The 22,218-nt window shown below is 66.8% G+C and carries 16 protein-coding genes; 5 read left to right on the forward strand and 11 right to left on the reverse strand.

Annotation, left to right across the window (positions count from 1 at the left end):
• Window positions 1-210: 210 nt before the first annotated feature.
• Window positions 211-2,703, reverse strand: a complete 2,493-nt coding sequence (locus tag Q4F91_RS02020) for a sulfatase-like hydrolase/transferase (protein ID WP_303334100.1) — start codon at window positions 2,701-2,703, stop codon at window positions 211-213.
• Window positions 2,703-2,855, reverse strand: a complete 153-nt coding sequence (locus tag Q4F91_RS02025; RefSeq protein ID WP_303334101.1) for a hypothetical protein — start codon at window positions 2,853-2,855, stop codon at window positions 2,703-2,705. Before Q4F91_RS02025 ends, Q4F91_RS02020 begins: the two co-directional genes overlap by 1 nt.
• Before the next feature lie 265 nt (window positions 2,856-3,120).
• Here Q4F91_RS02025 and Q4F91_RS02030 point away from each other — a divergent pair, with 265 nt between their 5' ends.
• Together Q4F91_RS02030 and Q4F91_RS02035 are read left to right on the forward strand one after the other, a co-directional pair.
• Window positions 3,121-3,804, forward strand: coding sequence for a response regulator transcription factor (locus tag Q4F91_RS02030; protein WP_303334102.1), 684 nt, complete (start codon window positions 3,121-3,123; stop codon window positions 3,802-3,804).
• A gap of 2 nt (window positions 3,805-3,806) precedes the next feature.
• The gene (locus Q4F91_RS02035; protein WP_303334103.1) at window positions 3,807-5,135 is read left to right on the forward strand and encodes a HAMP domain-containing sensor histidine kinase; all 1,329 of its coding nucleotides are present in this window, start codon (window positions 3,807-3,809) and stop codon (window positions 5,133-5,135) included.
• A gap of 387 nt (window positions 5,136-5,522) precedes the next feature.
• Here the strand turns inward: Q4F91_RS02035 and Q4F91_RS02040 are convergent, their stop codons facing one another.
• The 6 genes from Q4F91_RS02040 to Q4F91_RS02065 all read right to left on the reverse strand — a co-directional run bounded on the left by Q4F91_RS02040 (window position 5,523) and on the right by Q4F91_RS02065 (window position 15,152).
• Window positions 5,523-8,636, reverse strand: a complete 3,114-nt coding sequence (locus Q4F91_RS02040; RefSeq protein ID WP_303334104.1) for an efflux RND transporter permease subunit — start codon at window positions 8,634-8,636, stop codon at window positions 5,523-5,525.
• A 6-nt stretch (window positions 8,637-8,642) separates the two neighbouring features.
• Entirely contained in the window at window positions 8,643-9,803 is a 1,161-nt protein-coding gene (locus Q4F91_RS02045; protein WP_303334105.1) for an efflux RND transporter periplasmic adaptor subunit, read from the reverse strand.
• Between the two features lie 43 nt (window positions 9,804-9,846).
• The gene (locus Q4F91_RS02050) at window positions 9,847-10,395 is read right to left on the reverse strand and encodes a MarR family winged helix-turn-helix transcriptional regulator (protein WP_303334106.1); all 549 of its coding nucleotides are present in this window, start codon (window positions 10,393-10,395) and stop codon (window positions 9,847-9,849) included.
• Window positions 10,396-10,656: 261 nt separating this feature from the next.
• A complete protein-coding gene (locus tag Q4F91_RS02055; RefSeq protein WP_303334108.1) occupies window positions 10,657-13,098 on the reverse strand; it encodes a VIT and VWA domain-containing protein in 2,442 nt (813 codons plus the stop codon).
• 120 nt (window positions 13,099-13,218) lie between these two features.
• Entirely contained in the window at window positions 13,219-13,620 is a 402-nt protein-coding gene (locus tag Q4F91_RS02060) for a helix-turn-helix domain-containing protein (protein ID WP_303334109.1), read from the reverse strand.
• A 92-nt stretch (window positions 13,621-13,712) separates the two neighbouring features.
• Window positions 13,713-15,152 (reverse strand): S8 family peptidase, encoded by a 1,440-nt coding sequence (locus Q4F91_RS02065; protein ID WP_303334138.1) that lies wholly within the window; start codon window positions 15,150-15,152, stop codon window positions 13,713-13,715.
• On the opposite strand from Q4F91_RS02065, the gene pepT reads away from it, so the two are divergent.
• Together pepT and Q4F91_RS02075 are read left to right on the forward strand one after the other, a co-directional pair.
• Window positions 15,054-16,244, forward strand: coding sequence for a peptidase T (pepT, locus tag Q4F91_RS02070; protein ID WP_303334110.1), 1,191 nt, complete (start codon window positions 15,054-15,056; stop codon window positions 16,242-16,244). The genes Q4F91_RS02065 and pepT overlap by 99 nt on opposite strands.
• Before the next feature lie 148 nt (window positions 16,245-16,392).
• Window positions 16,393-17,340 (forward strand): DMT family transporter, encoded by a 948-nt coding sequence (locus Q4F91_RS02075; protein WP_303334111.1) that lies wholly within the window; start codon window positions 16,393-16,395, stop codon window positions 17,338-17,340.
• 95 nt (window positions 17,341-17,435) lie between these two features.
• On the opposite strand, the gene Q4F91_RS02080 is transcribed toward Q4F91_RS02075, so the two are convergent.
• Window positions 17,436-18,950 (reverse strand): FAD-dependent oxidoreductase, encoded by a 1,515-nt coding sequence (locus Q4F91_RS02080; protein ID WP_303334112.1) that lies wholly within the window; start codon window positions 18,948-18,950, stop codon window positions 17,436-17,438.
• Between the two features lie 281 nt (window positions 18,951-19,231).
• Here Q4F91_RS02080 and Q4F91_RS02085 point away from each other — a divergent pair, with 281 nt between their 5' ends.
• The gene (locus Q4F91_RS02085) at window positions 19,232-19,969 is read left to right on the forward strand and encodes a Crp/Fnr family transcriptional regulator (RefSeq protein ID WP_303334113.1); all 738 of its coding nucleotides are present in this window, start codon (window positions 19,232-19,234) and stop codon (window positions 19,967-19,969) included.
• A gap of 75 nt (window positions 19,970-20,044) precedes the next feature.
• Here the strand turns inward: Q4F91_RS02085 and leuD are convergent, their stop codons facing one another.
• Together leuD and Q4F91_RS02095 are read right to left on the reverse strand one after the other, a co-directional pair.
• Window positions 20,045-20,695 carry a 3-isopropylmalate dehydratase small subunit gene (leuD, locus tag Q4F91_RS02090; protein WP_303334115.1) on the reverse strand — a complete coding sequence of 217 codons (651 nt, stop codon included), beginning with the start codon at window positions 20,693-20,695 and terminating at the stop codon, window positions 20,045-20,047.
• 19 nt (window positions 20,696-20,714) lie between these two features.
• The gene (locus tag Q4F91_RS02095) at window positions 20,715-22,139 is read right to left on the reverse strand and encodes a 3-isopropylmalate dehydratase large subunit (protein WP_303334116.1); all 1,425 of its coding nucleotides are present in this window, start codon (window positions 22,137-22,139) and stop codon (window positions 20,715-20,717) included.
• Window positions 22,140-22,218: the final 79 nt, after the last annotated feature.

Consider the following 22,218-nt stretch of genomic DNA (forward strand, 5'->3'; position numbering starts at 1 on the left):
AAAATTGTCCGGTTTATCAACCGGATCATGACAATCGATGACACATGCGCGCTCTGGTGTTGCCTCCGGGGAAAAGTGTCAGAAAACGTAATCATGATGTAGCGCGTTCATGTTATGCGCCGGGTCATCCTTCCGAATTAGACGGGCTGAGCGGGCCTCCGGCCAGCTGCGGCGGGCATCTGCTGCGGCACCGGGCCGGAGGAACCGGGATCAGCGCGAGAGGTCGAAGTCGGGGCGGTAGGTCACCGACGAGACCCCGAGGAGTCCGAGGACCGTGTGGTAGAGCGATTCCTGCGTCACCTTGCCTCCGGCCCCGGCGGCCCGGCCGCGCAGGCGCTCCATGCGGCCCTCGTCAAGTCCCATGGCATCGGGGAAGCCCTCGCTCATCCAGAGCGCCATCGGCACCTCGACCTGCTCGGCGGGCCTCATGAGCCAGGGCGCGCCGTGCAGCCACAGTCCCGACTCACCGAGCGACTCGCCGTGGTCGGAGAGGAAGATGAGCGCGGTGTCGGCGTTGCGGTCGGCCTCGAGCGTGCGGATCATCTCCGCCACCGCACGGTCGGTCGCGCGCACCGAGTTGTCGTAGGCGTTCACGACCGACTCGCGGGTGCATCCCGAGAGCGCCGGGTCGAGGCACTCGGGCCCGAACGCCTTCTCGTCGCCAGTCGAGCGCTCGAAGTAGGCCGGCCCGTGCGAGCCCGTCATGTGGAGAAAGATCACCGTCGGACGGTCCGTCGGGAGGTGCGGGAGCTCGGCGCGGAGTGCCTCGGCAAGTGCGAGGTCGCGGCAGGCGCCGTCCGGGCAGAGCGATTTCGATGCGCCCTTCCTGAAGCCCTCGACGATCTCCGGGGTCAGCGTGAAGTTCTCGACGCCCGCGCAGGTGCCCTTGCAGCCCGACTGGTTGTCGATCCAGAGGACATTGGCGCCGGCGCGCGAGAGGAGCGACGGAAGCGACTCCTCGGCGAGGATGCGGGAGCGGTCGTAGTCGCTCCTGCCGATGCGGCTCATCATGCAGGGGAGCGACACGTCGGTGGACGTTCCGCACGCCTCGACGCGGTCAAAGTGGATGAGGGGAAGCTTCGCGAGCTCCGGCGTGGTCTCACGGGCGTAGCCCGAGAGCTGCCAGTTCGCCGAGCGCGTGGTCTCGCCCACGGCCACGACGAGCACCGTCGGGCCCTTGACCGGCACCGTGAGGGCCGGGGCGGGGTCGACCTGGACGCGCGGCCGGTCGGCGGAGGCCGACTCGTCGGCCACGAACGTCATCGCCGTGCTCCAGAGCACGTTCACCGGGGCGATCTGGTAGCGCAGGCTCTTGTCGGCGCGCATGGCCCCGGCGAAGGGCTGGAAGTTGAGGCCGATCGCGGCGAGGCCCGCGGCGACGAGGAGGGCGATCCTCAGGGTGCGGAGGGCGGCGCGGCGGCCGAGGGACGCGAGGGGCTTCACGGGCTTCTGAGCAGCGGCATGGAGCGCGAGAAGCAGCATCGGCAGGAAGGCGGAGGCGAAGACGAAGGCGGCGCGCGCCGAGAGGTAGCCCGTCGCCTCGCGGGGATCGGTCTCGATGAAGTTCCGCACCATGTCCGGGGTCATCGCGGTGCTGTAGAGGAAGGCCGAGGCGAAGGCGAGCGCCCCGAGGAGGTTCAATACGGTGAGCACCGCGAGGAAGAGCTTCCTCGGAAGCATCGCCAGAAGCTCGATCAACGCCGTCGAGAGGCAGGCGAGCGCCGCGAGCGTGAGCCCGGCGAGCATCAGAGAGGACGCGGTGACGCGGCCGCCGTCCGTGAGGAGGTGCCCGATCATCGGGACGTCGAGCACGAGAGCCCACCAGAGGCCGTTCACGAGCGGCAGGGCTTTCATGAGCGAGGGACGGGAGGCGTTGCCGGTTTTCCCAAGGGCGAGGAACTTCGCGGCGAGCCCGCGGCGGTCGATCATGAGCACGTAGACCGCGGCCGAGATGAGCCAGTCGGTGAGGAAGGCCGCGGGGATGTGCGATAGGAAGTGGGCCCCGGAGAGCATGCGGGCGACGCCGGCGGCGGTGCCGAGCGCGATGGCGAGGGCAAGCATCGCCCTGGCAGCGCGGGGGTGCGTGTCGCGCAGCGCAAAGAAGACCGGAAGGAGCGCGTAGCCGCTCCCCGCGGCGCCCGAGGGCCAGCACGAGCCGGGGCGCGGCAGGAGCGGGAACGACGGGTCGTTCACTGGCGACGTGCCCCCGAAGGCCTCGACGTTCCAGGGACAGGCGACGCCGGTGGATTGTTTCAGCCACCAGACGACGGTGACGCAGAGCGCGCCCCCGGCGACCGCCGAGAGCAGTCTCAGACGCAGGCCGCGGGACCGGGCTGCCTCCTCGAGGTCACCCGCGCGGTCGGCCGCGCGGATCACGCTCTGCAGGTACCAGGCCGCGGCACCGACGAGGGCGAAGACGATGCCCGTGAGCACCTTCGGCATCAGGTGGAGCCAGAACTGCATCGCGCCGAAGCCGTGCCAGGGCCAGCCCGAGCCGTCGTAGAAATTGCGCTCGATCGCGAGGTCAAGCGTGTGCGGCGGATTGAGCCAGAGCCACAGCAGGCACCAGGCGGGGATCACGAACCAGAGAAGCAGGCTCCAGGGGCGCGGGGCGGGGCCGTCGGCCGCGGGCAGATCAAAGGCGCCGGCGTTCGCGACGGGAATCCGCCTGCGGGCGGCGGCGGCGAGCGAGACGGTGCTCATCACTTCCTCTCCTTGCCAAGGCCGCGGGCGGGGTTCGCAAGGAGCCAGATGCCGCAGAAGATCAGCGTGACAACCGGGGCGGCGAGAAGGACGAGGAGCGCGGGGATCGCATCGGCGACTTCGGAGGCATGTGAGACGGTCGTGTTGAGCATTTCTGAAAAGCTCCTTGGAAGAGGAAGGAAAGCCCGGGACGGGGAGACCGGGGAAACTCCCCTCCGGGCACGCTCCGGATCTTCCCGCCCGTCCGTCAACCGCCCGTCAGAAGGGCGTCAAAGGGTCGTCAAAGGCGCTGACGCGCGGCAGGGGGACGGCGGTTTTCCTGTTCCCGGGCCTCTCGCGCGTCTTTCCCTGCGGACCGGCCTCCGGCCGCGGGCATAGACTTCTCCCTGTCTCAAGTCATTCCTTTCGTCTCCTGCCATGGCTCTCCGTCTTCTTGTCGTCGATGACAACGCGGACATCCGCGAAAACCTGCGTGACTATCTCGAACTGCGCGGCTACGCCGTCTCGACCGCCGCCGATGCGCTCACCGCGGGGCACCTGCTAGAGACCGAGGGCGCGGACCTCGTGATTCTCGACATAGGGCTCCCGGGCGTGGACGGCATGACCTTCTGCCGCGAGCTGCGCCGCGGGCGCGATCAGACGCCTGTGCTGATGCTCACGGCGCGCGACACGGTGGACGACCGCGTCGAGGGACTCACGGCCGGGGCGGACGACTACCTCGTGAAGCCCTTCGCGCTCCGCGAGCTCGCCGCGCGCGTGGAGGCGCTCCTGAGACGCGCGCACCGCGGCGACACGGAGAAGCTTGTGCTGGGCGGCCTGGTGCTCGACCTCTCCGCGATGAGCGTCACGCGGGACGGCGAGCCCGTGAAGGTGAACCCGACGGGGCTCAGGATCCTGCGCGTTCTCATGGAGGCGAGCCCGAGGATCGTGAGCCGTGCCGAGCTCGAGAACCGTATCTGGGGCGACGAGCCGCCCGCGTCGGACAGCCTGCGCTCGAACCTGCACCTTGTGCGGCAGGCCGTGGACCGTCCCTTCGGGCGGCCGATGATCCAGACGCACCCGGGCTACGGCTGGTCGATCCGCGAGCCTGGGGAGGCCTGATCATGAGCGGCGCTTCACACCGCCCCGCCAGAGGGCTTTCGCAGCGCATCGCGCTCGCCTTTGCGCTCCTCCTCGCGCTCGTCGCCTCGCTCTATGCGATCGCCGTGATCAGCGCGATCGGCTTCACCGAGCGCGAGCTTCTCACGGCGATGCTCGAGGACGAGCTCACGAACGCGACTGCGGCCTTGAGCCGCGGCGAGATGCCGCGCGAGACGCCGTCGCTGAAGATTTACGGCGACGCCGCCGGTCTCGCCCCGGTCCCGGCCGCGTTCCGCTCGGCGCCCCGGGGGTTCTCGGAAATCACCGAGTCCCCGGCGGTCTTCATTCTGCGGGGCGTTGCCGCTGACGGCGCAACAATCATGGTCGTGCGCGATCAGGAGGCGTTCGAGGAGAAGGAGACGCAGATTTTCATCCTGATCGGCATATCGATTCTCGTGGTGGTGGGCCTCGGCGGGCTCGCCGGGACACTGCTTTCGCGCCGCGTGATGCGGCCTGTGGAGGAGCTCTCTAGGGCCGTCCGGCGCACGGCGGAGGCGCCGCGCTGGGAACCGCTCCCGGCGGAGCTGCAGACCCGCGACGAGGTGGGCGAGCTCGCCCGCATCTGCAGCGAGGCGATGCGGCGTCTGAGTTCCGCGCTCAAGCGCGAGCGTGCCTTCACGGGCGACGTGAGCCACGAGCTCAGAACGCCGCTCACGGTGATCGAGACCGGCGTCGAGCTTCTCTCGATGACTCAGATGAACGAGCGCCAGCAGGCGCAGCTCGCCCGCATCGAGCGCGCGGCGACCGAGATGAGGGCGCTCCTCGAGCTCTTCCTCGAGTTTGCGCGCACCTCGGGGCGCCCCGGCGAGGACGCCCCGGACACGGTCACGGGCATCATCCGCCGCGCCGAATATGTGTGGCGCCCCTTCGCCGAGGAAAAGGGACTCGAACTGGTGGTGAAAAAAAGCGGGAAATGTCCGGGGGATTATTCGCCGGGCATGCTCGGCATTGTCATCGCGAATCTCCTTAAAAATGCCGTCACCTACACCGATTCGGGTTCGGTCACGGTCGAGGAGACGCCGACGGGCGTCATTGTCTCGGACACGGGGACGCCCATTCCGGAGGCCGACCGCGAGCGGATCTTCCTCGCCTTCGAGCGCGGCGCCGACGCGAAGGCCGGAAAGGGCGCCGGGCTAGGACTCTCCATCGTCCGGCGCGTCTCGGCCCGCATGGGCTGGACCGTCGCGCTCGCGCCGGCCCGGGCCGGCGGGGGGAACAGCTTCGAGCTCACGCTCGTCACGGGCCGGGGGCGGCTGCGCGCCGACGAGGCGCCGGCCGCGGAAGGCTGCTGAGCCGGTCGTTCAGTTGTGGATCCGCTCCGGTGAAGCGGGGGCACCGGAGCGGTCTGTGATACGTCCAATAACGTCCCGGTTATTAAAAGAATTTGTCATAAATTCTTAACCTTTCGGTCATGCGTGATTAGGCCGAAGGTGCTCGATTACGAATCGAGGAAGGGAAAAAAACGTAGCCTCTTCCCGACAGCGCCACTTCGTCGTAGAGCTTCGAGGTGGCGATTTTTTTGTGCTTCGAAAATCCGCGCCATTTCCCCCGCGGGGCTGATCTCCGGGGAAGACCTCCCGCGGCGCCTCCGCCGCAGTGCGGAAGGGCGCGCTCCTGACTGCAGGAAGCGCGCCCCTCTGAGGGTCGCTCAAGTCGTTTTAAAACGAACCGCTCGGGTCTCAGGCGGCTTTGCCGTGCCCGAGGAGGCCGCGCAGCTTCGTGAGCATGTGCTCGAGGACCGAGTAGTAGATCGGCGTGAACATGATGCCGATGATGCTCGCGAGCAGCATGCCGGCGAAGGTCGTCACGCCGATCGCGACGCGGCTCGCCGAGCCCGCGCCCGTGGCGAAGACCATCGGCAGCACGCCGAAGATGAAGGACCAGGCGGTCATCATCACGGCGCGGAAGCGCTGGCCGGCGCCGGCCAGAGCCGCCTCGTCGGGCGAGAGGCCGCCCTCGCGCTTCACCTTCGAGAACTCCACCATCAGGATGGCGCTCTTGGCTGACAAGCCGATCAGCATCACGAGTCCGAGCTGGGCGTAGATCGAGAGCTCGAGGCCGGCGACCTCGAGGCCGATCAGGCCGCCCGCGATCGCGAAGATCACCGATAGCATCACCGAGACGGGCATCACCCAGCTCTCGTACTGCGCGACGAGGAAGAGGTAGGCGAAGAGGAAGGCGAGCCCCGTGAAGAGCACGATGCGGCCCGAGTTCTCCACCTGCTGGCGGCTCATGCCGGTCCACTCGATCGTGTAGCCGTCGGGAAGCTTCATCGACTCGATCTGGGCGAGCACCTCGCCCTCGTTGGCGCCCTCGGCGCACTGGATGTTGATCGAGGCCGAGCGCATCTTGTTGAAGCGCGAGAGCTCGCGCGCGCCCGTCTCCCAGCTGACCGTGCCGATCGCGGAGAGCGGCACGAGGTTGCCGGCGGAGTTGATGACGGTGATCTCCTCGATCTCCTTCGGCGTCGCGCGGTACCCGGGCTCGGCCTGCATGATCACCTCGTAGTTGTTGTTCTCGAGCGTGAAGTCATTGATGTAGTAGGAGGCGAGCGCATCCTGGAGCGCCGAGTAGGCGTCGGACGGCGTGACGCCGAGGAGCTCGGCCTTCCCGCGGTCAAGCGTGAAGCGCAGCTGCACGGTGTCCGCGCGGAAGCTCGTCATCGCCGAGCGCACCGTGGGCATGGTGAGGAACTCGGCGTTAAGTTCCTCCGCGGTCTTCGCGAGCTCGGCGGGCGAGGCGCCCGACGTGGAGCAGAGCTCGAAGGAGACGCCGCCCATGGCGCCGAGGCCCATCAGCGCCGGGGGCGAGAAGGCGGTCACCTCCGCGGCGGCCATGTCCGCGGTCTCGTTGTTGATGCGGGTCATGATCGCCTGGAGCGACTTCTCGGGCGTCGTGCGCTCGTCCCACGGATCGAGGTCCGTGATGCACATCGCGACGTTCTCGCCCGAACCCGACATCATCGACTGGCCGGACATCGTCATCGTGGACTTGACGCCCGGGATAGCCGCGATCTTCTCGCGCATCTCGGCCATCGCCTTCTCGGTGCGCGCCTGCGCGGTGCCCGGGGCGAGCTCCATGTTGACGAACATCATGCCCTTGTCCTCGGCCGGGATGAAGGAGGCGGGAATGGTCTGGTAGAGGAAGACGATGCCCGCGACGACGGCGGCGAGCGAGAGCATCGAGAGGGTCTTCACCCTGAGAAGCGCGCGGACGCCGCCGAGATAGCGGTTCTTGAGCCAGTCGAGCGCCCCCTCGGCCGCGCGCAGGATGAGGCCGCGCTCCGCGCCGGCGTGACGGCGCAGCACGAGCGCGCAGAGCGCCGGCGAGAGCGTGAGGGCGACCACGGTCGAGAGCGAGAGCGAAATGCACATGCTCGCCGCGAACTGCTTGTAGATCTCGCCCGTCATGCCGGAGTAGAAGAGGAGCGGCGCGTAGCAGGCGACCGTCACGAGGGTCGTCGCGATCACGGCGCCCGTGATCTCCTTCATGCTCTCGAGCGCCGCCTCGCGGGGCTCCATCCCCTCGTCAATGAGGCGCTGGGTGTTTTCCACCACCACGATCGCGTCGTCGACGAGCGAGCCGATCACGAGGATGAGGCCGAACATCGTGAGCGTGTTGATCGAGAAGCCGATCAGGTAGAGCGCGGCGAAGGTGCCGAGCAGCGACACCGGAATGGCGGTCGCCGGAACGAGCGTCGCGCGCCAGTCGCCGAGGAAGAGCCAGGTGACGCCGATCACGAGGACGAGGGCCGAGATGAGCGTCGTGACCATCTCCTCCATCGAGACCTGGATGAAGAGCGTGGGGTCGTAGCCGAAGATGTAGGAGACGCCCTCGGGGAAGCGGGGCTCCCAGCGCTTGAGCTCCTCCTTCACGCGGTTCATGGTCGCCATGGCGTTCGCGTCCGGCGCGCGGTAGAGGCCGAGGCCCACGGATTCCTTGCCGTTGTGAAGCGTCTTGCCCGCATAGGATTCGGAGCCGATCTCGACCCTCGCCACGTCACGGAGCTTCACCTGCCGGCCCGTCTCGGGCTCGGTTCTCACGACGATGTCGCCGAACTCCTCGGCGGTCGTGAGGCGGCCGGTGACATTGAGCTTGTAGTAGAGCCACTCGCTCGAGCCCTCGGCGCCGACCGAGCCCGCGGCGGCGGCGAGGTTCGAGGCCTCGACCGCGGTCTGCACGTCGGAGGCGGAGAGTCCGAGGCCCGCGAGCCTCGCCGGGTCGAGCCAGATGCGCATCGCGGTCCAGCGGTTGCTCATGAGTTCCGCCGATGAGACGCCCTCGACGCGGGCAATCGCGTCCTTGAGCGTGTTGTTCACGTAGTTGACGAGCCCGGCGTTGTCGAGCTTCGAGCCGTCCGTGAGGAAGGCGATCATGCCGAGGTTGTCCGAGCCGCGCTTCGTCACCGAGACGCCCGTGCGGGTGACCTCGCTCGGAAGCTGCGCCTCGGCGCGCTTCACCGCGTTCTGCAGATTGACGAGCGCGATGTCGCTGTCGGTTCCCGTGTTGAAGGTGACCGAGCAGCTGTAGGAGCCGTCGTTCGAACTCGTCGAGGAGAAGTAGAGCAGGTCCTCGACGCCGTTGATCTCGTCCTCGAGCGGCATGCCGACGGTCTGCTCGACCACGTCCGCGCTCGCGCCCGCGTAGGAGGCCGACACGTGGATGGTCGGGGGCGAGATGTTCGGGTACTCCTCGACGGGGAGGTTCATGAGGCCGATCACGCCCGCGAGCGTGATCACGATGTTCACGACCGCGGCGAGCCTCGGCCGGAGAATGAAGATGCGGGAGAACATGGCGCTTTACTCTCCCTCGACCACGCGGATCGCGCCGCCCTCGCTCGGCTTGTGCGTGCCGTCCGTGACCACGGTCTCGCCCACGGCGAGGCCCGAGGTGATGACGGCGGCCGAGTCCGAGAGGGTGCCGAGCTCGATGCGGCGCTTCTCAACGGTCTTCGCGCCGTCGGACGAGTCCTTCACGACCCAGACCCAGGCGCCGTCGGCGTCATGCATGACGGCCGAGGGCAGCACGCCCACGGCGGCGCCGGGATTGGCGCGCGTCACGTGCACGGCGACGGTCGATCCGGCGACGAGCGTCTCGTCGGGGTTCGCGACCACCGCGTAGACGTCGAGCGTGTCGGTGTCGGTGCCGGCCTGGTTGCTCGTGAAGCCGACGGTGTTCTCGGCCGGGAGCTTCGTGCCGTTCGCGAGCTCGACCGTGATGCGCGCGTCCGAGGAGAGCGCCTTCACGGAGCCGAAGAGCGAGAGGATGTCCTTCATGCTGAGCGCAAAGCGCACGCGGATCGGGTCGGTGACCACGACCGAGGTGAGGGCCGAGGAGCTCGTCGTGATCCAGCTCCCCACCGGGTAGACCGAGACGCCCGCGCGCCCGTCGGCGGGCGAGGTGATCTCGCAGTGCTTGAGGTCATCCTCGGCGAGTGTGACACTTGCCTCGGCTTTGAGCACAGCGGCCTGGGCGGTCTTCTCCGTGCGCACGGCCGAGTCGTAGGTGTCGCGGCTCTCGGCCTGGCGTTCGTAGAGGCTCTTGGCGCGGGCGAGGGCCGTCTTCGCGTAGGCGAGCTCGGCCTTCGCCTCGGCGAGGTCGCCCTTCGCGTCCTTGAGCGCGGCCTCGTAGCGCACCGGGTCGAGGCGGTAGAGCACGTCGCCCTTCTTCACGCGTCCGCCCTCGGCGAAGTTCTGCTCGATGATCTCGCCCGAGACGCGGGTTGTGATGTCCACGGCCGCAGGCGACACAACGCGCGCGGCATAGCGGCGGGCGGGGAGCTCGGAGACCGCGAACACCTTGCCCACGGCCACGGCCGGGGCCTTGCGGGCGGGCATGCCGCCCTCGTTCGCGAAGGAAACGGAGGGAAGGGCGGTGCCGAGCGCAAGGAATGCGCAGAGAACGAGCGCCTTCGTGGAACTGCCCGGGCAGGGGCGATGAATCGGATTCTGTGCGTGCATGTTTTCTGGGAATTTTTTTTGAGAGGGAGGATTCGTTTGCTCTTCAGAGGGCCTTCTCGATGCGGGGACGTCCCTTGATTGCCTGTTTCACCTGACGCTCCGCGGCGATCTCGTGGAGCTTCTGCGCGGCGTGCTCGATGACTCGCCAGAAGGTCTCGATGTCCTCGCGCGGCAGCCCCTCCGCGGCGGCGCTCCAGATGCCGCAGAGCTCGTTGCCCTTCACGGACTCGCGGCCGAGGTCGGTGAGCCGGATGGAATAGGCGCGGTGGTCGTGCTCGAGACGCTCGCGGGTGAGCAGTCCCCCGCGCTCGAGCTGCGTGACCGCCTCGGAAACCGTGGAGACCGGCAGGCACGTGTGGGTGACGATGTCCTTGAGGCGCATGCCGTTCGGGTACTGCTGCTCCGTCTTGATGAGGGTGGAGAGCGTGCGCCCCACGGCGATCGGCACGCGGCCCGAGCGCACGTCTGCCTTCTGCCGCGGCGTCTCGGCGCCGAGCACGAGGAGCGAGAGCCCGAGATCGATGATGTCGGTGACGTGCAGGTGTTCAGGGGTGAAGGGAGCGGAATCGGAAGGCTGGCCGGATATCGACATGGAGACGGTTGCAGTCAGTGCAATAGAAACAAGGCCGCCCGGGAAACCGCCTCGGGAGGAGACGGAGGTTCGGGGACGGCCTGAGAAAAGAGATGCTTCGGTTTCCGAAATAATAGTGCGACATTGTTGAACAAGTGCGCTTTATGGGGCGGAAAGTGCTTCAGAGTGCAACAACGAGGCAGTCATTGCCCAAAAGCGAAGGCTCCCGGGCGTGGCAGTCCGGGAGCCTTCGGGGGCAGTGTCGCAGCAGGACAATCAGATTCAGTCGGTCCAGTTCTCCACGATCCGTTCGAGCACCTCTCTCTGATGCCCGTCGAGGAACTTCATGGCCTCCTCGACGTCGTCCCGGCCGAGTTCCTCGATGAGTTCGTCGAGAGCCGCCGAGGCCGCCGCGTTGAGGCGGCAGTTCCTGCCCTCGGGTTCGAGCGTGAGGATCCGCGTGAGCCAGATGAGGAAGACCGCGGCGCAGAGCTCCTCCTGCTCGTACTCGAGTTTCTCCTCGAAGATGTCCGGATCCTGCTCCTCCAGGTAATCCTGGATCGGCGAGAAGCATTCATACGGGATGTCCCTCACGGCCGCCGCAGGATCGCCGGCCGCATTGATGTCGCTGACAATCTGTTCAAGAGATGTGATGACATGCTCTTCAGCGGCCGGCTCCTGGTCCGAGTCCGCACCTGAGGAATCGCCGTCCGCTCTGTTCATGTACTCCCGGACTCTGTCGGCCAGACTCTTTCCGTTCACGATCCCAAGTCCCTCGGCTGTTGCGCGGTCCAGGGCAGCTCGAGTTCTTGCGGATTCCTTGGGAGTGGAGACACAGCGATAGTAGATCTTCACGGGGTCGGGCTCCCCGTCGATCGGGGCGTCCACCTCGAAGGATTCAGACGGAGCTTCGAGTTCCAGATCCGTACCATCCAGTTCCAGATCCATATCGTCCGTATCGCATTTCATGATCTGGTTGAAGCAGATGACGTCATCGGCAACCATCTGCGGGACGCGGACGAGCTTCGGCATGCCTTCGGTCTTCTCGGCCTCGGCACGGACCTTCGCGAGGATGAAGCGGGTCTCGGGCGTGAGCAGTCCGTTCTCCGCGGCAAACGCGGCAAGATCCTCTTCCTCGTCCGCATCCGTTTCCTCACCGGCACGGTTCCGGAGCGCCCGGTACTGCGCCGCGGCGACAAGCTTGCGGACGGCCTCGGCGAGGGCGCCCTCGGCTCGGATCACCTCGAGCGGCACGCGGGTCTTCGCCCCGTTCATGCCGTGGGAGAAGACGGGCGCCTTCCCGGGCACTTCGGAGAGCGTCAGCGAGACAGAGACGGAGAGCCCCTCGGCGAAGCCGCGGGAGAACAGAAACCCGCCCGACTCGAAGCCGTGGAAGTCCACCATGGCGAAGGGGATCTTCTCGCTTCTCGCGGCGGCCATCGCACGCGCCACCACCGTGCGCATGTCCTCGGCCGGGTAGACGCGCTCGTAGTTGCCGTCAGTCTCGCGGGTAAGCTCGGCGAGCGCGCCGCTTCCTGAATGGCTGCCGACCATGATCACGTGTACGGAGCCTTTCTCCGCGATGCGCTCGGTGACTTCGTCGAGGCTGTCCCAGATCGCGCCGTCCGTGATGAGGAGGATGTCGGCCTTGGAGCGCGGGTTCTGGCGGCTCACGGCGTTGAGCGCCGCGGCCATCTCCGTGCCGCCGAGGTCGGCTTCCATGCCGAGGCAGGCCGGCAGGAAGTCGCGGCGCAGGAACGAGGCCGTCGCCGTCGTGAGCTTCGGGATCACGGCGTCAATGCTGCTCCCGAAGCGGGTAAGCGAGACCTTGTCGTCGCCCCGGAGCTCGTCCGCGAGCGCGGCGAGGGCCTGGCGCACCTGCCGGATGGGAATGCCGTGCATCGAGCCCGAGCAGTCCGTGAGGATCTTGAGCGCGGCGGGATGAAGCGCCTTCTCCGTTTCGCCGGCCGTCACGACGGCGAGCGCGGCGCAGCCTTCCTCCCGGGGGCTGACCCAGCAGACGTTGACGGGCGCGACGTCCTCGAAGCGGAGCGCAATGTCGCGGCTCGCCGCGGCGCGCTCGATCGTCACCTCGAGCGCCCCGTCCTTCGCCGCCACCGTCGCGGCGTGGGAGAGGGCGGTGAAGCGCCCCTTCGTGCAGGCGCCTTTAACGGTGAGCCTGAGCGACACCGGGATCTCGGCGCGGATGTCGGAGACGATCTGCTGATGGGGCTTGAGCGTCCCCTGGCCGCCCGAGGCGCTGTAGCGCTCGCCCACGACGGTCGGGATCACCAGGCGCACGGTGCCGTGATTCAGGTCGAGCATCTCGGCCGTTGAGATCTCGAGCACCACCTCGTCGCCTTTCTTCAGGTTGCCGAGGTTCGCAGTGGCGATGCCGAGGTGCGGGTCGCTCACCTCGAGCATCAGCGGGAGGTCGCCCTCGGAGATGCTCTTCTCATACTGGGCCTCGGCCTTCGCCGCGGGGAGGATCCTCGCCTCGAGCTTCTCGCCATTGATGACTGCGGCAAAGTGCGTGACGACGCTCCCCGAGGAGAGCGGGAAGGAGTAGACGGCCTCCGCCGGGTCGTCGCCCGTGTGGCGGAAGGTCTGGCGGCAGGTGAGGGTGAGCAGCAGCCCGTTGAGTTCGCCGTCCCAGCGAATCCCCTCGATCGCCGTGGATTCTGGATTTAAGCCGGTGAGCCCGAACGTGTCAGTGTCGAACATGAAGTTTTCCTTGTGCCCGGGGATTTCCGCGGGCAAAAGCGTCCTTGAGGGAGCCGCAAGCCGGGGCGCGGTTCCCTTTCTTCAAAAGGCAGGAGTCACTGCGGACAGAGGTGCAGCGAATCAGCCGTTGGTCTGCTTCGGTACGATTTCAATGATCTGCCTGATGAATTCACGCACGTCCTGTGCATTCATGCGAGCCTTCTCCGGATCGATTTCGAGTGATATTCCAGGCGCGATGTAGATGTGACTTCGTACGCTGACGGATCCCGGGCGCGGGGCCGGTTCTGAAGCGGTCTCCGGTGCAGTCATCATCGAACGGATGCTGTCGAGCGACCGGCCTTCGTCGGTGAGCCGTCGGATGCGGAGGAGCTGCTCGAGGTGCGACGAGGTGTAGTACGCGGCGCGCCTTTCACCGATGGGCCGGTCAGCGAGGCCGTTCTGGATGTAGAAGCGGATGGTTCTGACCGAGAGTCCGGTGAGGCGGCTCAGATCGTCGATGCTGTATCGAATGATGTCGCTCATGAGCAGATGTTCCTTCTCTCTGACAGCATAATAACACTTCTTCTGTCAAAGTCAAGTGTCAAAAAAAGAATTCACGTGCGCAGCGCCGGGGTTCAGCTGAACTCAAGCTCCTCGGAGGCGATCCTGCTCATGTTCTCAAGCGAGACGTGATCGACCTGCTCGACGAACCAGCCGTTCGCCTGGTACATCTGCATGAAGTCGGCGATCCGGTTCTGTCCGTCGCGGTTCCTCAGGGTCACGACGATCGAGAAGGGCAGGGCGTTCTCGCGAAGGGGCTTGAGCCGGTTGTTCGAGATCACGCCGAAGCCGTAGAGATCGCGGTAGTTCTTGAGCCCCTTGCTGATGATCTTTTTGATGACCTTGGTGTTGTTCCACTTGCCGTCGGAGCGGCGGGCGGTTTTCTCGGATATTTTTTCGCCGGCGTTCCCAAGGGACGAGGGTTGTTCAATTTCTCCGTTCTCCATGATTCTGCCGAACCGCAGGCCGAGCTCGGTGAGCGTGTAGTCGACGCCCTGTTCTCTCAGGCAGGGCGGGAAGTAGCAGAGCGTCGCCCGCATATTCCAGTTGAACCTGTTGAACTTGTCGCGCGGGACGGGAAGGTCATGTCTGAAGGTCCTGTAGTTTAGGACCTTTCCCTGAATGACAAAACGGATCTCGCTCGGTTCGCATGAAATGATGCTTCCGATGTGGGCGGGGACGACGCCGTGTCCGAGTTCCGCGGTGTTCCGGCTGTTCTCCGGGACCCAGCCCTCCGCGCTGTCGATGAGGAGCGCCTTGGCCGTTTCCCGGGAAAAACCGAGGACATGGATCATGTAGGCGATTTTTCGCGTGATCCAGGGGGCGGCGTAGGAAGTGCCGCTCACGAATCTGGCGCCCTGGCCGGAGCAGATCTGGACCTTGGTTTCCGGTCTCAGTCCGTCGCCGCCGAAGCAGGCGACGTCGGGCTTGGTGAAATAGTGAAGAACTGGCCCGGTTCTGGTGTAGGAGGCCGGGTTCCCCGCGAGATCGGTGGCGTTCACTGTGATCGCGTTGATGGAGTCCGCGGGCGCCCCGATTTTCATCGGCAGATCCGACCCTGTCGCGGGCTTGTTGGTGCCGGCGACGATGAAGATCACGTTGAATTCCGCCTGAAGCGCATCGAGCAGGGCTCCCTCCGGCGAGATGAAGAAGTCGCGGATTTCCTCCCTCGATCCGAGAGAGATGTTCCAGACACGGATGTCAGTGTTGGTGCGGACAATGTCGCGCACCATCTTCATGAGCGCGAAGGAACTCATCGGCGAGGCATAGCCGACGCCGAAGTGACGGACGCGGAACCGGCCGCAGCCGTCCTCGCGCCCGGGGTTCCCCGCGGGGCCGTCCACGATGATGGAGGTAACCTCGGTGCCGTGCTGATAGTCCTTCTCGGTGAGCGTAATGGCGGGGTCGACGAGTCGGTGATACTCCACCCAGTCCCTGAAATAGACGTTCGTGGAGAACTGGGTGTCGATGACGCCGACGACGGGTTCATTGCCCGGGGGCGGGATGCTGATCAGCCCGGGGGCGCCGCCGGGGGCGGCATCGTCTACGGCTGGATCGAGGCGACGCCGGGCTGTGAGAAGGCGCCGGCGCTCGGCCTCATCGCCCACATGGATACCTCGCCCGAGGCGAGCGGCGATCCGGCCCGCTGGCGCGTGATTGATTACCGGGGCGGCGACATTGTCTTGAACGAGGAGAAGGGCATCGTCCTCACGCTCGACCGGTTCCCGGAGGTCGCGAAGTACGCGGGCGAAAAGCTCGTCGTCACCGACGGAACGACGCTCCTCGGCGCCGATGACAAGGCGGGCGTGGCGGCGCTCATGCAGGCGGCGAAGTACTTCGCCGACCATCCGGAGGTGCCGCACGCGAGGCTCTGCTTCTGCGTGACGCCCGATGAGGAGGTGGGTCTCGGCACCGCGGACTTCCGTCGCGAGGAGTTCGGGGCCGACTACGCCTACACGATCGACGGGGGCGAGATCGGGGCGCTCGACACGGAGACCCTCAACGCCGCGCTCGTCACGGCGCATTTCGAGGGGCTCAACACCCATCCGGGGTCCGCGAAGAACAAGATGGTGAACGCGATCCGCATGGCGACGGACTTCATCAGCCGCTTTCCCTCGGAGAGCGTTCCCGAGAAGACTTCAGGGTACGAGGGGTTCTTCCACCCGGTGAGCGTCACGGGCTCGGTCGGTGAGGCCGAGGTCCGGCTCCTCATCCGCGACCACGACAACGCGAAGTTCGAGGACCGGAAGGCCTACGCCCGCAAGGTGGGCGAGGAGATGAACCGCGCCTGGGGCGGCCGCGTGACGGTCACCGTCCGCGACCAGTACTACAACCTGAGCAACTACCTCGAGGACTTCCCCGTCGTCACCGCCAGCGCCCGCGAGGCCATGAAGCGCGCCGGTGTGGAGATCGTCGAGGAGCCGGTGAGGGGCGGCACGGACGGCTGCAGGATCTCGTCGATGGGGCTTCCGACGCCCAACTTCTTCGCGGGCGGCCTTTTCTTCCACTCGGTCTACGAGTGCCTGCCGGTGAAGTCGCTCGATAAGGCGTACGAGGTCGCGCGGACCCTCTGCGAAATGTCGGCCGAGATCAGGACGCTGCGCTGAGCTTTCTCTGCCCGGGACGACGGCGCCTCGTCCCGGGGCGCCGCCTTGTCCGCCGGGTGACGTGAAAGAGTCGCGTCCGCCCGCTCCCGGCGGGCGGCCCGTGGCGTAATATCCCGGCACCTCGAACACCCAGCCCTCGCATTCACCCATGACCGCCCCCGAGCCATCCTCCGTCCGCCGTCCCGTCGATCTCACCGCGTTTCTCATCTGCGTCGTGCTCTCGGCCATCTGGGGCATGCAGCAGACGGCGATCAAGGCCGCGGGCGTCGACATCTCGCCGATGCTGCAGGTGGGCGTGCGCTCGGGCGCCTCGGCGCTCCTGCTGCTGCTTGCCAACCGCTTCTGGCTCCACGAGTCCTGGGCGGGGAAGGTGAAGCTGCGCGACGCCATTCTCGTGGGACTCGGCTTCACGGGCGAATTCCTCTTCGTCGCCGAGGGCCTGCGCTTCACAACGGCCTCGCACATGTCGGTGCTGCTTTACACGGCGCCCTTCTTTGCGGCGATGGGGCTCTCGATCAAACTGCCCGAGGAGCGCCTCAACCTCGTGCAGTGGCTCGGGCTCCTCACGGCCTTCCTCGGCATCGTGGTCGCGTTCCTCGTGCCGGCGCTCCTCGAGGAGTCGGGCCACGAGGGCATGCTCTGGATCGTGGGCGACCTGCTCGGTCTCCTCTCCGGCGTCTCCTGGGGCTGCACGACGATCTTCCTGCGCACGACCACGATGAACAACGCGCCGGCGACGCTGATGCTCTTCGCGCAGCTCGCCTGCGGCTGCGTGATCCTGACGCCCCTGGCGTTCCTCACCGGGCAGGATGTCTGCAACTTCACGCCCGTGAGCATGGCGAGCATGTTCTTCCAGATCGTCATCGTGTCGTTCGCGAGTTACCTCGTCTGGAACTTCCTCCTGAGAAAGTACCTCGCCGCGCGCCTCGGCATCCTCGTCTTCATGACGCCCTTCTTCGGTGTGCTCTTCTCGGTGCTCCTCCTCGGTGACTCGATCGGCGCCACGTTCGTCGTCGGCTGCGCGCTCATGCTCGCGGGCCTCATGATGGTTCAGGCGAAGAACCTCAGGCACTTCCCCGGCAGGAAGCGCGGCTGATCATCTGATTCCCCAGACAAGGAAACGCCGCCTCCCCGGGCTTCCGGGCGAGGCGGCGTCTGTTCTCAGGGATCAGCGTTCAGGCAGAGGGGCGGTCACTTCGCCATGTCCGCGACCGCGGAGAGGGCGGCGTGGCGGCCCGACCAGGACGACCACCCGAAGGAGTGGCCGGAGGTCCAGACGGCGTACGTGTCGCCGTAGAGCGGGCCCACGTCCACGCCGGCGGCGTAGAGGCCGGGGATGGGCTTGCGGTCAGGCGTCACGACGTGGAAGTCCGGGTCGATGCGGATGCCGCCGAGCGAGGTGTAGTGGAAGGGGAAGAGCTTCACGGCGTAGAAGGTCGAGCCCTCGAGCGTGCGGAGGTACTTGCGGGACTTGCCGAAGTCGAGGTCGTGACCGTCCTTCGCAAAGCCGTTGTACTCGGCGACGGTGGCCCTGAGGCTCTCGGCCGGGACGCCGATCTTCGCGGCGAGGGCGTCGAGCGACTCGGCGCTCACGAAGGTCGAGTTCCCCGCGTCAAGCGCGGCCTTGATCTCGTCCTTGAGCTTCGGGAGCTTGTCGAGCACCGGCACGATCACGCCGATGCCGTTGTCGATGCCGGCCCTCTGCACGTACTCGATCGAGTTGTTGTCCCAGATCGCCCAGGCGGTGCTGCCGCGCTGCGCGCCGATGGCGTTGCCGCCGTTCGGGAAGCTGAAGGCCTGCGTCTCGTCGACGAAGCGGCTGCCCTCGGCGTTGACCCACATGTTGAAGGGCTGCCAGGCCATGCAGTAGAGCGCGCCCGGGAACTCGATGCCCTTGCCCTCGATGCCCGCGTGGAGCATGAGCAGCATCGGCGTCTTGTCGGCGCCCGCCTTCCAGGCCATCTCGATCCCGTCGCCGGTCTTGTTGAGGGGCACCGAGGCCTTGAAGACCTCGGGGTCGAGGCCGAGCCAGTCGCGGACCTTCTCCTTGGAGTTGCCGAAGCCGCCCGTGGCGATGATCGTGGCCTTGCTCTTCACGGTGACCGTGTCGCCGTTCTTCTTCGTGGCCTTGACGCCCACCACGCGGCCGTCCTCCTTGATGAGCTCGGTCACCGGGGTGTTCGTCATGATCCTGACGCCGCGCTCGAGGGCGGCGTCGCGCAGGCACTGGATGTAGGCGGCGCCGTGCTCGGAATTCTTGTACTTCTGCACGACGTGCCAGGTCGGGGCGTCATGCGGGGTCATCTGGATCGGATCGAAGTCCATGCCGAACTGGTGCAGCCACTCGAGGTTCCCCGCGGACCCCCAGACGTAGCGGCGCGTGAGCTCCGGGTCGGCCTTGAAGTGGGAGTAGTTCATGAGATACTGGAAGGCTTCCTCGCGGGTGATGCCGATGCTCTTGCCGCGCTGCCAGCTGCTCTCGACGGCAAAGAGTCCCTCGGCGGCGTTCGCGCCGCCGCCAACGAAGCCGTTCTTCTCGAGCACGATGACCGTGCGGCCCTTCTCGGCGGCCTGCACGGCCGCGGGCATGCCGGCGGCGCCGCCGCCGATGACGACGAGGTCGGCCGAGAGCTCAAGGTTTTCAGCGGAGGCCGTGAGCGCGAAGGTGCTCAGAACGGCTGCGGCAAGAAGCGTGTGCTTCGTCATGGTCTTCTCCTTGGAATTTGTGCGAAAAGGGCGGTGAGCCCGCAGTTCGGACTGCGCCGTCCGGGTGGTCCGGCCCGCGGCGCTTCTCCGGTGTTTCCCGGGGCTTTCCTGCTGAAGAGAAATTTATTTCACCCCTCTGGGGAAGGGAAGGGCGCGAATGTTGCCCGGGCGACGTTTCGGGAGCCGTTCGCGCGAAAACGTTGGCCAGGCAACACTTCGAGGCCGTAAGATAGGCCGCAGTGATCCGTTCAGAGTGTCCCGTCCTGAAGGAGTGAATGAGCATGCGTCAGGTGTTTCTCGAGAGTCCGTGGATTCATCCCGAGGAGCCTGAGCGCCTGCGGGCGCTTTTCACGACCTACGGCCAGCGGAAGTCCGTGAAGGCCGGCACGGCGCTGCCGCACGGGACGCACGGAGCGTACGTGGGCCTGCTCTTGAAGGGCCTCGGCGCCTTCCGCTTCACCGACGCGGGCGGGCGCTCCCACATCTTCGCGGTGATTCTCCCCGGGCGCGTCTTCGGGGACCTCGACGCCCTGACGCGGAGCCGCCTCAATCTGCAGGGCCTCGTCATCCGCAATTCCGAGGTGGCGCTTCTCACGCGCTCGCGCTGGGAGGAGCTGATCGACGCGGATCCGGGGTTGCTCAAGCTCTACACGAAGCACGCGATCGCCAAGCAGGAGGCCCACATGGAGGGCATGATCGCGAACTTCACGATGAGCCTGCCCGCGAGGCTGCGGGCGCTGCTGAGGTCGCTGATCTCGTCCTGCTACACCGTGAAGCCCGACGACTGGAACCCGCTGCCCGTCAAGCTCACCGTCACCGAGATGAGCGAGGTCGTGGCCGCGAACCGCTCCTCGGTGAGCCTGCAGCTCTCGGCCTGGATTGACGAGGGGCTCATCCGCCGCGACGGCCGGATGCTCATCGTCCACGGGAAGCTCCTCACCGACATCTACGACTGGCAGACGGGTGTCGCCCCGGACGACCCGGCGATCTCGGACCCGCCGCTCTTCCTCGAGGACTGAAGCGGACGCCGGAAATGAACGATGCCGGCCTGACGAGTCAGACCGGCACCGTGAGAAAAGGGCGGTTCGCGGGAATCAGCGAGCGTCACGCAGGCGCCTGCGTTTGCCCGGGAGCCCCGCCATCCAGGGGAAGGCGGCCTCGTGCCTCGCGCGGAAGGCCTCGATCTCATCCATCTCGGAGAGCGTCGCGTCGGTCATGTCCTGCCCGAGGAGCAGCATCTGGCGGTGGCGCGGGGCGATTGCGAAGTCCCATTCCTTCTGTCCGTCCTTCGTGCGGATCTTCTTCGCCTCGAGATCAACGAGGAGCTCGACGGGCTCGGTCTCGGAGACGCTCTCGAGAATCTCGCGGCCGGCCTCCGGGGTGACGCGCGCGGCGAGGAGCCCATTGTTGAAGCAGTTCGAGTAGAAGATCTCGCCGAAGGAGGGCGCGATCACGGCACGGATGCCGTACTGGAGCAGCCCCCAGACGGCGTGCTCGCGGCTCGAGCCGCAGCCGAAGTTGGGGCCGCAGACGAGGATGCGCGTCTCCTCGAACCCGGGGCGGTTCAGAACGCACTCGGGGCGGGGCCTGCCCTCCGCGTCCATGCGGAGGTTCCAGAAGAGTCCGGCGCCGAGCCCCGACTTGTCGATGCCGCGCAGGAACTGCTTGGGCATCAGCTGGTCGGTGTCGAGGTTGTCCATCGGCAGGGGCGCCGCGACGGCGGTGAGGGCGGTGAATTTTTCCATTTCAGTTCTCCCTTTCGCCTCAGAGGCGCTCGATGGTGCGCGGGTCGGTGATGAAGCCGGTGACGGCCGCGGCGGCGGCGCTCTCCGGGCTCATCAGGTGCGTGCGGGCGCCGCGCCCCTGGCGGCCCTCGAAGTTGCGGTTCGTGGTCGAGGCGCAGCGGACGCCCTCGCCGAGGATGTCGCCGTTCATGGCGAGGCAGAGCGTGCAGCCGCTCTTGCGCCACTCGAAGCCGGCGTCCTTGAAGATGCGGTCAAGCCCCATCGCCTCGGCCTCGCGGCGCACGCGCATGGAGCCCGGCATCACCTGGGCGCGCACGCCCGGCGCGACGTGGCGGCCCTTCAGGATCTCGGCGGCGGCGATGAGGTCCGGCAGACGCGCGTTCGTGCAGGAGCCGATGAAGACATGGTCGATCTTCACGCCCGCCATCGTGCGGCCGGGCTCGAGCCCCTGGTAGGCAAGGCCGCGCACGGCGGCGGCATGAGCGATCGGGTCCGTGAAGGAACCGGGCTCGGGGATCGGCTCGTCGATCCGCGTCGCCTGGTCCGGGCTCGTGCCCCAGGTGGTCATGGGGGCGACCGCCGAGGCGTCGATCACGACCTCGCGCTCGAACTTCGCGCCCGGGTCGGAGAAGAGGGTCTTCGAGTGCTCCGCCATCGCCTCGTACTCGGCCTCGGTCATCCCCTCCGCGTGGGCCTTCACCCAGGCGAGGGTCTTTTCGTCCGGCGCGATCACCGCGCCGCGGGCGCCCGCCTCGACCGTGAGGTTGCAGAGCGTCATGCGCCCCTCGACGGGAAGCGCCGAGACGGCGCTGCCGCAGTATTCAACGACCCGACCGAGCGCGCCCCTGGCGGAGACGGTGCGCAGCACCGTGAGGGCGAGGTCCTTCGGCGTGCTCCCCGGCGGGAGTTCGCCCGTGATCTCGATCCTCATGAAGCCCGGGAGCCTGTAGACAAGAGTCTGCGTGGCGAGGATGTGCTCGATCTCCGAGGTGCCGATGCCGAAGCCGAGCGCCCCCAGCGCGCCGTGGGTCGTCGTGTGGCTGTCGCCGCATATGACGACCATTCCGGGGCGCACGAGACCCTGCTCGTCCATCAGCACGTGCTCGACGCCCTGGTCGGGGTCGTCCGGCCCGTAGAAGGCGTCGATGCCGTTCTCGAGGCAGTTCGCCTTGAGGGTCTCGGCCTGCCTCAGGCTCGCCGCGTCGCGGATGAGGCGCGGGCTCTCGTCAATGCTCGGGATGATGTGGTCGACGACGCAGAGGTGGGCGTCCGGGACGGCGGCGCGCACGCCGCGGGCCTTCATGCCGGCGAAGGCCTGGGGCGAGGTGTACTCGTTCGCGAAGTGCGTGTCGCAGTAGAGGAGCACAGTCTCGGCGTCAATGCGCTTCACCGTGTGGGTGTCAATGATCTTCTGCGCAAGGGTTCTCGGAGTCGCTTCGGTCATGGGGTTCGCTCTTCTTTTATGGTCCTTGTGATGTTCCTCAGCGGGGCCCGCGTCTCCTCCGCGTGCCCCGGTTCCCTGA

It is taken from the genome of Sutterella sp., assembly GCF_030539355.1.
Lineage (GTDB): Bacteria > Pseudomonadota > Gammaproteobacteria > Burkholderiales > Burkholderiaceae_F > Sutterella.

Bases quoted from the DNA above. Each gene is read 5' to 3' on its own strand.
- Q4F91_RS02045 (WP_303334105.1), bottom strand. From the start codon at position 9,803: ATGCACGCACAGAATCCGATTCATCGCCCCTGCCCGGGCAGTTCCACG.
- Q4F91_RS02020 (WP_303334100.1), bottom strand. From the start codon at position 2,703: ATGAGCACCGTCTCGCTCGCCGCCGCCGCCCGCAGGCGGATTCCCGTC.
- Q4F91_RS02025 (WP_303334101.1), bottom strand. From the start codon at position 2,855: ATGCTCAACACGACCGTCTCACATGCCTCCGAAGTCGCCGATGCGATC.
- Q4F91_RS02085 (WP_303334113.1), top strand. From the start codon at position 19,232: ATGCGTCAGGTGTTTCTCGAGAGTCCGTGGATTCATCCCGAGGAGCCT.
- Q4F91_RS02075 (WP_303334111.1), top strand. From the start codon at position 16,393: ATGACCGCCCCCGAGCCATCCTCCGTCCGCCGTCCCGTCGATCTCACC.
- Q4F91_RS02095 (WP_303334116.1), bottom strand. From the start codon at position 22,139: ATGACCGAAGCGACTCCGAGAACCCTTGCGCAGAAGATCATTGACACC.
- Q4F91_RS02050 (WP_303334106.1), bottom strand. From the start codon at position 10,395: ATGTCGATATCCGGCCAGCCTTCCGATTCCGCTCCCTTCACCCCTGAA.
- Q4F91_RS02080 (WP_303334112.1), bottom strand. From the start codon at position 18,950: ATGACGAAGCACACGCTTCTTGCCGCAGCCGTTCTGAGCACCTTCGCG.
- Q4F91_RS02055 (WP_303334108.1), bottom strand. From the start codon at position 13,098: ATGTTCGACACTGACACGTTCGGGCTCACCGGCTTAAATCCAGAATCC.
- Q4F91_RS02040 (WP_303334104.1), bottom strand. From the start codon at position 8,636: ATGTTCTCCCGCATCTTCATTCTCCGGCCGAGGCTCGCCGCGGTCGTG.
- Q4F91_RS02030 (WP_303334102.1), top strand. From the start codon at position 3,121: ATGGCTCTCCGTCTTCTTGTCGTCGATGACAACGCGGACATCCGCGAA.
- Q4F91_RS02035 (WP_303334103.1), top strand. From the start codon at position 3,807: ATGAGCGGCGCTTCACACCGCCCCGCCAGAGGGCTTTCGCAGCGCATC.
- leuD (WP_303334115.1), bottom strand. From the start codon at position 20,695: ATGGAAAAATTCACCGCCCTCACCGCCGTCGCGGCGCCCCTGCCGATG.
- Q4F91_RS02060 (WP_303334109.1), bottom strand. From the start codon at position 13,620: ATGAGCGACATCATTCGATACAGCATCGACGATCTGAGCCGCCTCACC.